This is a genomic window from Haloarcula salinisoli (assembly GCF_019599405.1).
GTDB classification, from domain to species: Archaea; Halobacteriota; Halobacteria; order Halobacteriales; family Haloarculaceae; genus Haloarcula; species Haloarcula salinisoli.
On record NZ_RKLQ01000007.1, the window covers coordinates 97,501 to 110,886 of the forward strand.

Annotated in this window: 9 protein-coding genes; 5 read left to right on the forward strand and 4 right to left on the reverse strand. The window is 57.0% G+C overall.

Features of this window, described 5'->3' with window-relative positions:
- Position 1: 1 nt before the first annotated feature.
- From EGD98_RS20635 to EGD98_RS21420, 3 genes are all read left to right on the forward strand, one after another.
- The gene (locus tag EGD98_RS20635) at positions 2-748 is read left to right on the forward strand and encodes an SDR family NAD(P)-dependent oxidoreductase (protein WP_220590247.1); all 747 of its coding nucleotides are present in this window, start codon (positions 2-4) and stop codon (positions 746-748) included.
- 1,124 nt (positions 749-1,872) lie between these two features.
- Positions 1,873-3,135, forward strand: coding sequence for a Cdc6/Cdc18 family protein (locus EGD98_RS20640; protein ID WP_220590248.1), 1,263 nt, complete (start codon positions 1,873-1,875; stop codon positions 3,133-3,135).
- 146 nt (positions 3,136-3,281) lie between these two features.
- A complete protein-coding gene (locus EGD98_RS21420) occupies positions 3,282-3,455 on the forward strand; it encodes a DUF8069 family protein (RefSeq protein WP_483867035.1) in 174 nt (57 codons plus the stop codon).
- A 393-nt stretch (positions 3,456-3,848) separates the two neighbouring features.
- On the opposite strand, the gene EGD98_RS20645 is transcribed toward EGD98_RS21420, so the two are convergent.
- The 4 genes from EGD98_RS20645 to EGD98_RS20955 all read right to left on the reverse strand — a co-directional run bounded on the left by EGD98_RS20645 (position 3,849) and on the right by EGD98_RS20955 (position 10,971).
- A complete protein-coding gene (locus EGD98_RS20645) occupies positions 3,849-4,193 on the reverse strand; it encodes a DUF7957 family protein (protein ID WP_220590249.1) in 345 nt (114 codons plus the stop codon).
- 1 nt (position 4,194) lies between these two features.
- Entirely contained in the window at positions 4,195-5,175 is a 981-nt protein-coding gene (locus tag EGD98_RS20650) for a hypothetical protein (protein ID WP_220590250.1), read from the reverse strand.
- Positions 5,176-5,401: 226 nt separating this feature from the next.
- Positions 5,402-6,037, reverse strand: a complete 636-nt coding sequence (locus EGD98_RS20950; protein ID WP_236039710.1) for a hypothetical protein — start codon at positions 6,035-6,037, stop codon at positions 5,402-5,404.
- Positions 6,034-10,971 carry a vWA domain-containing protein gene (locus tag EGD98_RS20955; protein WP_236039711.1) on the reverse strand — a complete coding sequence of 1,646 codons (4,938 nt, stop codon included), beginning with the start codon at positions 10,969-10,971 and terminating at the stop codon, positions 6,034-6,036. The genes EGD98_RS20950 and EGD98_RS20955 overlap by 4 nt, the downstream gene beginning before the upstream one ends.
- Before the next feature lie 85 nt (positions 10,972-11,056).
- On the opposite strand from EGD98_RS20955, the gene EGD98_RS20675 reads away from it, so the two are divergent.
- On the forward strand, positions 11,057-11,914 hold the full coding sequence (locus EGD98_RS20675) for a hypothetical protein (protein ID WP_236039712.1): 858 nt from the start codon (positions 11,057-11,059) through the stop codon (positions 11,912-11,914).
- 552 nt (positions 11,915-12,466) lie between these two features.
- Positions 12,467-13,386 (forward strand): FAD binding domain-containing protein (locus tag EGD98_RS20680; protein WP_328763431.1); only part of this gene is annotated, 920 nt, incomplete at its 3' end.

A 13,386-nucleotide genomic window follows, 5' to 3' on the forward strand; every position in this document is an offset into this window, starting at 1 on the left:
GATGTCCGACGAAGTGGTCATCGTCACCGGCGGCACACGCGGCATCGGGCGAGCGACAGCCGAGGCGTTCGCCGAGCGACAGGCGACGGTTATTGCAACGTACTACAGCGACGAGGAGGCTGCCACAGATACCGAGGCCGCGTTGGCCGATATCGCCGACCATGACGACGTCGATACCTGGCAGTTCGATGTCGGCGATTACGAGGCTGTCAGTGACGCAATCGGAGAGATCGCCAGCGAGTACGGCCAGCCGACAGTACTGGTAAACAACGCCGGTATCATGTCCAACAACCTTCTCATCCGGATGGATCCGGATGAGTGGGAACAGGTACTACGGACGAACGTCACCGGGACGTTCAACTGCACGCGCTCGGTCGCCCGCCAGATGCTCAGAGGGGACGGTGGCGCTATCGTCAATGTCGCCTCTGTTGCCGCACAGCAGGGCTGGGCGGGACAGTCTAACTACGCAGCGAGCAAAGCGGCTATCGTCGGGTTCACGCGCTCGATCGCGAGTGAACTCGGTGACAAGTCCATCCGTGTCAACGCTGTCGCGCCCGGGTACACGCGGACGGATCTGTACTCAGATCACCTCTCTGAGACGCAAGAAGAGATCGTGGCCGAAGAAACGGCCTCGGGTGAACCGGCGTCCCCTGCGGATATCGCCGAAGCAATCCTGTTTCTGGCGAGCGATCGAGCATCGTACGTCCACGGCGAGGTACTCAGAGTGGACGACGGTCTCGTCGGTTAGCTATAGAACAGTATCGGCAGAACGCCATCGAATATGTGGAGACGCTGGTTGTGGAGCTGGAAAAATCGACACAACGTGACGAAGAGTGGCAGGACGAGGTCGAAACGCCTCGAGAGAAGGCTGGGATATCTGCATCGAAGGGGACGACGAAGACGATCAACGACGGGAGTATCATTTCCTCCAGTGGCGGGAGGCGAGAAGGTCAAGAGCGAATACGTCACTCCAGTTGATCCAGCGTAGTCGGTGAAGATTGCAGCACACACACCCCCCGTTTCGAGTGTTAATTGGTGAGATGACGTACAGAGGGGAGTAGAACCAATCCCCGCTGTTTCTATATAAAGGGAGTCTGTACCACACCCTGTTTCGAGTGTTTTTCTAGCAGTAGCAGGTCCTACTACTACTACTAACACTAGCTAGACGAAAACGTTATAAATAACGCGATAACTCAGCTGGTGTGGAAATACCGTTGTCTATTCTACATATCTCACTAGACTACTGGTAACGGCCTTCTGTTGACCATCTCTTCTATTTGTTCAACTCCGAATTCCATCCACACCCTCCGGATCGAAAGAACACTCGAAATGGGGGGTGTGTGGGTTCACTCAATTCCGTGTTGGGTTTCACTCAATACCAGATCACGGAACACTCGAAATCAGGGGATGGGATGATAGTGTCATTTCAACACGACTTTAGAATAGGCGTAAATTAGGGTTTTAGGACTTCTGCAGGATTTTTACACTCGAAATGGGGGGTATGTGAGTTCACTCAAGCAGAGCACAGAACACTCAAAATCAGTGGGATTGGTTGAAGGTGTCATTTCAACACGGCTTTGGAATGGGCGTAAATTAGGGTTTTGGGACTTCTACAGGATTTTTACACTCGAAATGGGGGGCCTGTGAGTCCACTCAATACCAGATCACGGAACACTCGAAATCAGGAGGTGGGGTGGAGTTGTCATTTCAACACGACTTTAGTATAGGCGTAAATTAGGCTTCTGGAACTTCTATAGGAGTTTTACACTCGAAATGGGGGGCTCTAACCCGGCTGTATCCACGGGAACAGAAGAAACACTCGAAACACTCGAAGCAAGAGTTATGTACCAGGCAGTTGAGGTCATATGCAAGATGGATTCGCCGTTCGACGAGCCAGGGAAGATATTTGCCGATAAACGCCCGCTCGATGAGGGCTATACCCCGGAGACGATTCTATGTCGGGACGAAGAAATCAGTCGCTACTCCGAGGCTCTCCAGGATATCATCGAAGGCTTCGGTCCGAACAACGTCTTCATCTACGGACAGACGGGCAACGGGAAAACGGTCGTGACAAAGAAGATGACAGACTTCCTCCGTGAGGAGACTGATCAGCACGATATCCCGCTGACGATTCTCGAAGTCAACTGTAACAAAGACGATTCGATCTTCAATGTCCTCATTTCGCTCATCAACCAGATTCGCCCTCCGGACGACCAAGTTCCTGAACAGGGGCCAACGAAAGGATTCCTCTGGTCGACGTTATATGATGAACTCGACCAGCTCGAAGGAGATGCTGTTGTCGTCCTTGACGAGATCGATATGCTCGGTGCCGACAACGACAAGCTCCTGTATGAATTCCCACGGGCCAGAAAGATGGGGTCCCTGGAAGAGACCCGTGTCGGCGTCATCGGTATATCGAACAATCACATGTTCAAAGACTCGTTAGACCCCCGAGTCAAGAGTACACTGTGCGAGTACGAGATTTTCTTTTCGCCGTACGATGCGACTGAGTTGACAGAAATCCTCGATCATTATGCCGACCTGGTGTTTCGAGAGGGGACGGTCGATGACGGCGTCATACAGCTCTGTGCTGCCCGGGCAGCCCAGGAACAGGGCGACGCTCGCGAGGCGCTTGATTTGCTCGAAACCGCCGGGAACGTAGCCAGAAAACAGGATGCGCCGAAGGTCACTGAGGAACACGTAGAGGAGGCTGGGAGCCGTGTTGAGGAACAGCGAGTCCTCACAATCGTTCGCGACCAACTCACGTCGCAGATGAAATTGACTCTGTTAGCCACGACCTTCCTCAATATCGATGAGGAGTCATCGCCACGAGCCAAGAATATCTACAACGTCTACGAGAACATCTGCAATGTCTGTGGCTACGAACCTCGCTCCAAGCGCCGCGTCAACGACTTCCTCGACTCTATTCGACTCTATGGACTACTCGAACGTGATGAGCGCAATCTCGGGCGAGCAGGCGGTCGCTCGTATATCCACACGCTTGAGGTCTCACCGGAACTCGTGTTTGAAGGGCTCAAATACGATCAAGAGGGGTCCGAATCCATGCTGGAGCGGTACGATCTCGTCCCGGACCCTGAGCAAGGTGCGCAGGCTCGTATCACCTCATTCATGTAGCTAGCTGTCTATCCTCAGCGATTAGATAGGTGTGTTCCCACTCATTGCTTCAATCAGGGAACTCTACTGAAAGGCCAATATTTTACAGCCCAAACTGACGTACTGCATGTGCTGAATTTGTGTGCTCCAGCGTGGTGCGGAGAACCATGGACGAACCACGACCCGACTACGACCAGTTTGAGCGTTGCCAGATTGCACGAGACCAGGACAATCGACGAGTGGAGTCTGTTGACGTCGACGAGTCCAGCGCACGGAAACTTGAACAGGACCTCAGAGCCGCTGGAATCGTCGTGGCAGTGCCCAAGACCAGTGTCTCATAGACGGGCGGAGCGGCGATGCTTGGGCTCACACAGTCTGACCTGAGCGCCTTTGATAGCGTGTCTCCATCTACCTCTTCAGCCAGCCGAAGCCCGTCCTTGCCCTGGCGCTGAATCAGCTCGTCCAGCTGGTCGGCTTCGGGGTCATCGAGTTGTTTATTCCGTTTGGAGACGGTACCGATATCCTCGGCCGTGACGTCGGGGTCGCCTTCTAAATATTTGGAAGCCGCTGTGCTTAGACCGCTCTCGTCCTCAGTCAAAAAAAGACGCTATCAGATATTATGATAAACTAGTAGCTTTCTAAAGGAATAGCACCGGATCCCTATCAGCCCTATTGAACGACTGGCGTTATCTTCGATTTGCCTCAAGACCCACCAATAGCATAGACGGAGCCGGCTATTTTGTAAACTGTTTATCTATAATTTCTCCAGTCTCTGGATCCACGCGGTATCGCATCCCATTGAGATTATTTACCCATAGTTCTCCATTCGAGAGAGATAGCCCTAGATATGAGTCATGCCCATTACCAGTCACGTCTGGGCACTCCGGAATTCGCCATTGAATTTTACCTTCGTTGTCGACGGCTACAACGTTCCGGGTGATATATTCGTAATCTGTTCCATCGATATCAAGGTTAACGATAGCTAATTCTGCCGTCTTAGCGCACTCGTGTATATCATTGGCGAATTCGACAGTAGTGTCACCAATCTCCATCTGGTTTTTATGCGTGCTTATTTTCATCCTAATTCTCGTTTAACTTCTTCGTAAGATCATCTGACTCGTCGAACCAATTACTGTTGAATTGATTTGGTGGTACCTCACTTCGTGGAAGTGTATACTGTGTTCCCCCACCACTGCCAAAGTTGTTTGGTGCAGCACTCCCTGTTCGCATTGTTGTTTCCTTAGGTATCTGCGCAATGGCGACGCGATCCGGGGGGTCACCAGGAATAGCATATTTTGCTTGAATCTGTTCGGGAGTCAAGTTATCAATATCTTGTCTATTCCGGGGGAGGAACCGTCCTGCTGCCTTGTTACCTTGACTGGTATAGACCCTCTGGAAGGATATGTCTTCTGTAAGTGTATACTCCGTGACGATAGAGTCCTTTTTGTGTACTGGCTCCCAGTCAGAAGGATATTCTTCAGAATTGATTTGTCGTCCGGTACTAAATTCTTTGACCTCGCCAAATTCCTGAACATCTGAAGTCCGGGTCAAACCGGCCCGGATTTGAGATGACTCGATTCCTTCACCATCAACCGCTCGCATCCAGGATTCACCGTAGTCGTCGTTTTTCGCCAGCTCACGGAACCGTCGTTCGTTGTCTCCCTCGAGTTTGTTGTACCGCCGGGCAAACGCCTGCGCGTCGAAATCGTCGGCCTTGCCGTTCACGTCCGCGACGGCGTCGAGGAAGTCAGTGTCCAGTGTACAGCCGCTGGACTGGGACACACCAGCGCCAGCGCTGGTGGCGTAGACGGCGGCCCCGCCGACGGTTCTCGAACCACAGGAGAGCAGGTCAGAGAGGGTATCTCCGTCAAGTTCCGCAGCGAACTCCATGCCGTCGTCGCCCTGTCGCTGAATCAGCCCGTCCAGCTGGTCGGCTTCAGCGTCGTCAAGTTGCTTGTAGCGCTTCGAGACGGAGCCGATATCCTCTGCTCCGACATCGCCGTCCCGCTGGGCCCGCAGCAAGGAGTTGCGCGTGTCGTCGGGCAGGTCGGCGTCGTACACCGCCTGGAACTCGTCGGTGTCGAGGCGTCACTGTAACTCAGCGGCTTGTGCACCGGCGTTGGGGATATCTCTGTTTTCGAGGGTCTCTTTGAACGTCTCCTGCCCGCCGTCGGTCATCACTTCGAGGTCAGTCTCCCCGTTTTTCCCACGAATCCCGCGATAGTACGCCCGCAGTCGTTTCTGCCCGCGTTTGTTCAGGTCACGGAGGACGCGGTTGGGCGACGAGCTACGTCGACCGACTGAAGTACTCGTCCAGTTCTGCCCGTGCGGCCCGGAACTCCTCCCAGTCGGTCGGGTCTGGAGAGGCAACGAGCATGACGGCTCCGTCGTCTAGTTCGCGTGTTTTCCAGGCAGGAGCGTTAAGAAGCCACTCACGGCCGTACTCGGCGACCATCGGCGGTGAGAACAGCATCAGCCAACTCACCGTTTCGATACGATTTGCCGCCAGCGAGTCAGCGGTGATAGGCACTCCCGGTCCGGCGTCACTGTCGATATTACTCTTATGTTCCCCGTCTAATGCGTAAGCGAATCGACAGTCTTCCATATTTGCGTAGACGAAGGTGACATGATCGAGAAACCGTTCAACGTGGGCTACCAGCTCGTCGTCCGGGATACCGGCGTAAGACAACTCCAAGGTCACGGCTGGAAGCGACGGCAAGGTGAACCAATCGTCGTCGGTGTCGTGTACTTCCAGCGTCGTCAATAAACTGTGACGGTCGCTTTTATCGCGCAGATTGATTGCTTCGAAGGGTGTCGTGGTCGTTTCGTACTCGTCAGTGTCCTCACCGAAGCTGGCGAGCGTCTCCAGCGACGGCGGCGCAGGCGAATCGATAACGAATGCGACCTCCAGTTCGTCGGTCATGTACCTCTACTCCAGTCAAACTGTTCTGCGTTTCCGAAGTTTTTGTTGTTTAGATAGTCCCAAACTGTTCCCGTGACCTTGCTGCTGGATCGTGGCTCCAAGCTATTCAACCGCAACTGTGATGAGTCAACGTCGGTGTTGAGGCGTTCGTACCCCTTCAGGAACGCGAGCTTTTTCTGTATGTCGTTGGTGCTGACATCTCCTGACTTCGCTTCGTAGTAGATCATTTCGTTCTCGCTTTCGATAGCGAACCCGTCGAATTCTGGATTTTTATCCGTGCTGGAACCGTAACCGAGCGACTCTTCAATATCCGACTCGGCAATACCGGTTTCGTCCGAAATGTCGGATATCTGTTCGCTACTGAGTGAATCGAAGTCGATGTCGGGTTCATAACTGAGTTTAAGAGTCGCATCACCATCGAGTTTGTCGACCAGTTTCCCGTTCGCGACGCGCATTTCGTACATGGCTCCCTTGACGTTGTTGTCGTTGCCGTTGACGTAGCCATTGCTCGACGTAAGGTCCTCGTTGATGACCTTGCTGGTACCTTCGACATCCGGGTTCGACGAGAGAGCCTGCACGTCGTCCGAGAACTGATATGCACGATCTGGGGTGACAGCGTCGAAGTCGCTATCGCCCACGGCTTGCAGTACTGTTGCTCGAACCTGTGCCGACTTCCCGGCGTCGAACGCGAAGAAGTCCTCTAGACTGCCGGCATCCGACGAGCGCATCTCGGCGACGCCGCTGCCGATGTTCGAGGCGTACTCCCGATCGACATCGGTCGTGATACGGAGCAGCTCTTGCCGGTCGGCGGCGTCTAGATCTTTCGTTGCTTCCCGGAAGGTCGCCTTGTCACCGATATCGTTCTCGTACCGCCTGACGAACTCGTCACGGTCGATGTCGGTGTCGTCGAGTGATTCGACGACGGTATCCGCGAATTCAGCGTCGTAGGTACACGCAGTTACTCCGAGCGCGGACGACCCGCTGGCGGCACCGGCACCAACTGCGAGCGTACTGCCACCGCCGACGGCACACTCTGGGGTCAGCCACTTCTGGAGGGTCTCGGGGTCGAGGTCGCCAGCGAACTTGGCATGTTCGGGCCCCCTGTTTTCGATGAGGGTATCGAGCCGCTGGCGCTGGGTGTCATCGAGTTGCTTGTACCGGTTTGAGACGGTGCCGATATCGTCGGCCGAGACATCGCCGTTCCGCTGGGCCCGCAGCAAGGAGTTGCGCGTGTCGTCGGGGACGTCATCGCTGAATACGTCGTTGAACTCCGCTGAGTCGAGCTGTCGCTGTAACTGGGCGGCCGTCTGCCCGCTGCCATCGACATCTTCCAGTGCGTTCTTGAAATTGGTCTGGCTATCGCCTGAGAGTCTATCCAGGTCGGTCTCACCGTCTTTCCCACGAATCCCGCGATAGTACGCCCGGAGTCGTCTCTGCCCGCGTTCGTTCAGGCCACGCAGGACGCGGTTGGGCGTGTCGGCGATATACCTAGCCGTCCGCACGGAGCGGCCGACGGTTCTGGTGCCGGCCATGGTCTTGCGGACGACGGGGCTGTCGAAGTCGACGCGTCTGGTCACGCTGCGGGTAATCTTCGAGCTGACGCGGCTGGCCGGTGCGCTGATGGCCTTCTTCCGGGCCGCGCGGTAGAATTTGTAGGCTCGCGTCGCCTTGGCCGCGCTGGCGGCTTTCTGTACCTGTTTGATATTTTTGGCTTTGGCCGCAGCGGAGCTCCCGGCGGCCGAGGCGGCGACCTCGAAGACGATTAATCCGGCGTAGTAGCCCCGCCTGAAGTCTTTATATCGGCCTTCGTCGACGATTTCGCCGTTTCGATAGTAGGGATTTGCCGTCTGTTGCTGTCGCTGATACGACTCCTTGAGCAGCCCGGGGATGTCATCGGCGTTTTTGACCAGGCTCTCGTACCGCGAGAGATTGGAGACGCTCTGGTAGGTCTGGACGGGGCTGTTGACGACGCTATCGACGGTCCCGACGAGCTGGCCGGTCCCGCTACTGATACCTGTTGTCGTCCCGAGGACGAAGACCTTCTCGTGAGAGAGCCCGTCCAGCCCGCCGCCCTGCTTGACGGCTTCGACGATACCGTTCGACCGGCTCGAAGCCAGCACGAGACGCTCGTTGCCGTGTTCGTCGCTCGCTCGAACCCGAATCTTTGTGACCGTCAGTCCTTCTTCGATACCGCCCAGCACACCGGCGTCTATCTCCCGGTCGAAAAAGCGTGGGTCGCCGCCGTTACTGAACTCTTCGCCGTCGATGATTATCGTCGAGGAGGCGACACCACTCTGGTCGTCGGCAATGCCACGAACGTAGTAGAAGTTGAGCGGCTCACCCTCTTTTCGTGGGTCGATCGTGCTCATATCCGGCGTTCGGGACCCGTAGCCAGCGGCGCTGATGTCGACTGTCGGCGGCCTGATGTCGAACAGCGTCGGGTCGTATCCGTGAGCAACTTCCTCGCCGTCGTCCTGGCCGTCGTTGTCGATGTCGGGGTCTCCGGGGTCAGTGCCGAGGAGAATTTCCCTGGTATCGTTGAGCCCGTCGGCGTCGGTATCGCTGACGAGCGGACTCGAGGAGACGGTTTTGTTGGTGATGTACTGGTTCTCGTTCTCGTTTTCTTTGTCGGCGGCCTCGGCGAAGCTCTTGGCGTCGTCGTGGCTATCGAGGACGCTGATCGTCCACTCGCGTCGCTCCTCTAGGTCGGTCAGGCCGTCCCCGTCCGTGTCGGCTCTGGATGGGTTCGACCGGACCGCAGTGGCCGTGATGTCGACCGTCGTCCCCGAGGAAGTGTTGACGATATCGTAGTTAATCGAGATTTCTTCGCCGTCGCTCAACCCGTCATCGTCGGTGTCTGCCGAATGTGGGTCTAAATCGATCGGTTGGCCGGCATTGGGGCCGGCAGGCATCGTGAGCCCGTCGGCCTCTTCGACTGCATCCGGAATCCCATCACCGTCGGAGTCGTTCAGCCGGCTTTCGTTATCGACGGTGTCCCCGATGCGGCCGAACACTTGGGGCAGGTCGGCCGCGTTATCGGTCTCGTAGTAGTCTCCGCCGGTCACATCAGCTATCGAACGGAGTTCGGACGTGTCGACGTCGTCACCGATTCCGACCGTGTTGATGGTGATGTTCTGCTCTGCTGCCCGTTGGGCCTCTTCGACAGGGTCGGGGCCCCTGCCTGTTTTTCCATCCGCAAGCAGTATTGCTTCTTTGATGCTATCCGAATCGTTTCCGTCTTCGAACACCTGGATAGCTTTTCGGATACCATCTCCTGTATCAGTCCCGCCATGAGCGTTTAGTCGTTCGATACTCTCGTTGACTTTTGCTCGGTCGGAGGTCAGTCCCTGATAAATAGTAGCAGAGTAGTCAAACCCGACGACTGCGGCGGTATCACCGGAGAGCAACACGTTGTTGAATCGTTTTGCCGCATACTTCGCGCTCTGAATCTTCGAGCCGGACATACTGCCGCTCTCGTCGATAATGAAGGTCAGATCGACCGGCGTGACCTCGTCTGCCGACTCGTTTTCGTTCTCGTCATCGAGGGTCCGGTCGGTATTAACCGTGTCTTCCCAGTTGGTGACGTTGAAAACGGAGAAATACGAGAACGAGTCGACGGTCGCCGTAGCGGTCCCGTTCGTGAGGTCGACACTGCTGTTCACGCGCTGCCAGGTCTCGTTGCTCCCGGCCTCCCACGTGTAGACAGCGTAGTTACTGGCGTTGGTCGCGCCGCTCGCATCGAACGGGACCGTGACGGTCGCGTTCTGGAAGGCATCGCCCTCTTCGATCCGCACCATCGAAGACTCGCGGAACTCCTGAGTGACGTTCGGCTCGACCGGCTCTACCGTCGTTTGACTGGCGTTTTCTGGTGCTGTCCGGACCGTAACGGAGACGCCGGATTCGTTGTCGGTCTCAGTGAACTCGTAGGTGCCGTCCTCACTGGTTACGTCCGGTTCGGTCGGGTCGGTCCCGAGCCGTACCTCCTTTCCGTCGGGGATACCGTCGTCATCGGTATCCGGGTCCGTCGGATCTGTTCCGTATTTGTTGACTTCGGCACCGTCATCCAGTCCGTCTCTGTCGGTATCTTCGAGGCCAATCGTCGTGTTGTATCTCGTCTCGTTGACGACAGAGAGGTTGTCTCCATCAGCGTCGTCCTGGGGGTCGGGAATGCCGTCGTCGTCTGTATCCTTCTGTGTCGGATCCAGACCTGGTCGCCTGAGTTCGAACGTGTCGTTGAGGCCGTCACCGTCCGTATCAACCGCCCGTGGATCGGTCCCGACTCGATACTCCGTGTAGGCTGTGAGATTGTCGCCGTCCCAGTCTTCGGCCCCGTCGATAACCCCGTCGTCGTCACTGTCAGCGCTTTTCGGGTCGGTATTCGTGACGTTCCGCTCGTAGCTATCTGGGAGCCCGTCACCGTCGCTGTCCGAGACCGATATATCGCGCGTCTGATTGAACAACCACTGCACGTCTCCCACGTCGGTGCGGTTGTCTCCGGTGAAATCGTAGGCACTCCAGTTGGCACCGACAGCGGTCGTGTCGAGATGTCGGCGCAACGCGTCGGCGTCGACGACGTTGACCTGTCCGTCGCCGTTGACGTCCTCGTACAAGCCGTCGTCGTTTGGATCGGTCGGTTGATCGGTGACGACTGCATACGGCTGGGTCGGCTCAGATCGATTCCCTAACTCCCCGAGCTGGCTAGCGTTTGGCTCCGTTGTCTCGTTCCACGAAATCTGGGAGAGGCCCCCGGTGGGCTGATTCCCGGCGCCGCCTGCGGTGGGTTGGTTACCAGCGCCCAGCGACTGATTGCCGGCGTTGCCGGCCTGGCCCAGCAGCGCCCCGCCACCGGCACTCAGCCCCGAAACCGGGCCGACAGTAATCAGTAACAATGCCCCGAAAACGGCCTGTAGTTTCTGACGCTGAGTTCCTGTCATCGAAGGCCCTCACAGCAGTTTCCGCAGTTGTATCCACGAATCAAGTCAAAGTATTTAAACCTTATAGATATGTATTTATCCTATCATGGACTGGGGGAGTTCACCGGTTATTGGCGTAGGGACAGCAGTCGTTATCGCAATCACAGCAGGACTCGTGCTGGGAGCTGGGACGACAACAGTGGTCGTCCAGCCCGAGTCGACGACTATTACGGCTGGGGAGACGACGACCGTCGATATCGTCGTCGAGTCGGCCGATGACGGCGTCGGCTCGATCGATCTGGAACTTACCGTTGCTGACGCGTCGGTCGCGGATATCACGGATGTGAGCGTCGCGGGCGACCCGTCGACTGTCCGGACGACCGCCGACAATGACAGCACGCGCATCGCAGCGACGGGAATGGACACTGCTGATACGGGATCGGTCACCGTGGCGACGGTGACGCTGGCTGGTGAGTCTGGTGGGACGAGTCCGCTCGATCTCACTGTTGCCGCGGTGGGCAACGAATCCGGATCGGCCTACAACGTGAGTGGGACGACCAGTGGGGAACTCACCGTCGAGGGCGAGGCTAAACCCACACCTACGGAGACCGACGACGACAGTTCGAGTGGTGGCGGCTCCAGCAACGATGGTGGCGGCTTCAGCGGCGGTGGCGACGATGATGACGATTCGGGGTCTGTGTCGACCCCAACCGCCACACCGACGGCGACGCCAACCCCGACACCTGACACTGAGACGCCGACGCCAACGCCTATGGAGTCGCCCACGGCAACGGAGACTTCCGAGGGGACCGCTACGCAGTCGCCGTCAGTGACGGGTACGCCCACAGATTCGACAACTGACACGACTTCGACCGAGTCGTCTTCACTGTCGCTGGTGCCACTGGCTGTGGTGGGTGGACTCGTCATCCTGATTGCGGGTGTCGTCTACTACCAGCGCGAGTGAAAGAGTCGGACGCTACCTGACTCTCAGAAGCGACTGATTTTCGGTTTCAGAACTCATCACCAGGGGCCGGACACGTGGGGTCGTCGTCCATCGACGGTGCCACGCTCAGCTGGCAGTGGGCACACCACAGCCGCCGCTCGTGGGTGCCGTTCGGAGTGTTGTGAGTGATAAGCGGGGTTACGTGCGGTGGGGGCAAGAGCTTCGATGCTGTTAACCAACATATCGGGGTCGGAGGTCTGTCATGTTGGTTAAGACATCGGCGGCGCTCCTTGAGCAGTTCTAAGCGCTGTGTCACCGCACCATCCACGCCACGGTCGAGATGGTTGACAGCGCCGTCGCGAGGGCGATTTGAGGGTTAGGCCCGGTCGATGGACGTGTCTCGGCCACTGTGACCGTAGCTATACCGCTTGGCTAAGCTAGCTGGCTATACCGACCATCGAGTAGCCGCTCTGGCGGGGGTAACCCCGCAAGTAGTCCTCTGCGAAGTAGCGGTAGAGCTATTAGCGAATAGCAAGCCCGTGGTCTTTCACCGTCGGCCCACCAAGGAGATATGTGTCACATGAACGCGCTGGCCAGTCACCGTCCGAACTCGAGGTGCTCATTTCCGGTGGGTCGATGGGCGGGCTCGCGACCGGCATTGCCCTAGCCGATGCGGGCCACAGGCCGACGATTTTTGAGCGGTCGACTGGGGAGCTTCGAAGCCGCGGGGGCGGTATCGTTGCCCAGCAGAACATTCGCCAGTTTCTCTCCCACCATACGACTGTTTCACCCGAGACGGTCACGACGAGTTCGAGTGAACGTCGGTATCTCACCCGGTCTGGCGATATCGAACGGTCGATGTCCGAATCGATGGTGTTCACCTCGTGGGATTCCCTCTATCGGCAGCTTCGGGAAGCATTTCCTGATGCGGACTACCATATGGGCGAGGAAGTGGTCAACGTCACACCCGAGACGGCAACGGCCACGTTCGACGATGGCAGCGAACGGAGTGGTGATGTCGTTATCACGGCCGAGGGAGGGCAATCCAACACTCGAAAGCAATTGTTCCCGGATGTAACACCGTCGTTTGCTGACTACGTTGCATGGCGTGGTGTCATCCCAGAAGCTGCAGTTCCGAGTGACGTCTGTGACGAATTCGATGACGCATTCACCTTCTACCAGGGGGCAGACCAACTCATTCTCGCCTATTTCATTCCGGGACCGGACGGCAGTACAACACCGGGCGAGCGTCGCCTCAACTGGGTCTGGTACGACACAGTCGAGGCCGACGACCGGGGCGACGTCTTCACCGATCGAACGGGAACCCAGCGTCGGTTTACCGTCCCGCCGGGCCAACTCCGTGATTCCATACGCACCAGCCAGCGCGAACGGGCGGTGACGACGCTCCCACCGGTCTTCGAGTCAGTGGTGACCGAGACACCTGACTTGTTCGTCCAGGCAATCTATGACCTCAGCGTCCCCGAGATGGTCGT

Excerpts from the sequence above, each read along its gene's own strand:
- EGD98_RS20675 (WP_236039712.1), top strand. The coding sequence starts at position 11,057 with ATGGACTGGGGGAGTTCACCGGTTATTGGCGTAGGGACAGCAGTCGTT.
- EGD98_RS20950 (WP_236039710.1), bottom strand. The coding sequence starts at position 6,037 with ATGACCGACGAACTGGAGGTCGCATTCGTTATCGATTCGCCTGCGCCG.
- EGD98_RS20635 (WP_220590247.1), top strand. The coding sequence starts at position 2 with ATGTCCGACGAAGTGGTCATCGTCACCGGCGGCACACGCGGCATCGGG.
- EGD98_RS21420 (WP_483867035.1), top strand. The coding sequence starts at position 3,282 with ATGGACGAACCACGACCCGACTACGACCAGTTTGAGCGTTGCCAGATT.
- EGD98_RS20645 (WP_220590249.1), bottom strand. The coding sequence starts at position 4,193 with ATGAAAATAAGCACGCATAAAAACCAGATGGAGATTGGTGACACTACT.
- EGD98_RS20955 (WP_236039711.1), bottom strand. The coding sequence starts at position 10,971 with ATGACAGGAACTCAGCGTCAGAAACTACAGGCCGTTTTCGGGGCATTG.
- EGD98_RS20640 (WP_220590248.1), top strand. The coding sequence starts at position 1,873 with ATGGATTCGCCGTTCGACGAGCCAGGGAAGATATTTGCCGATAAACGC.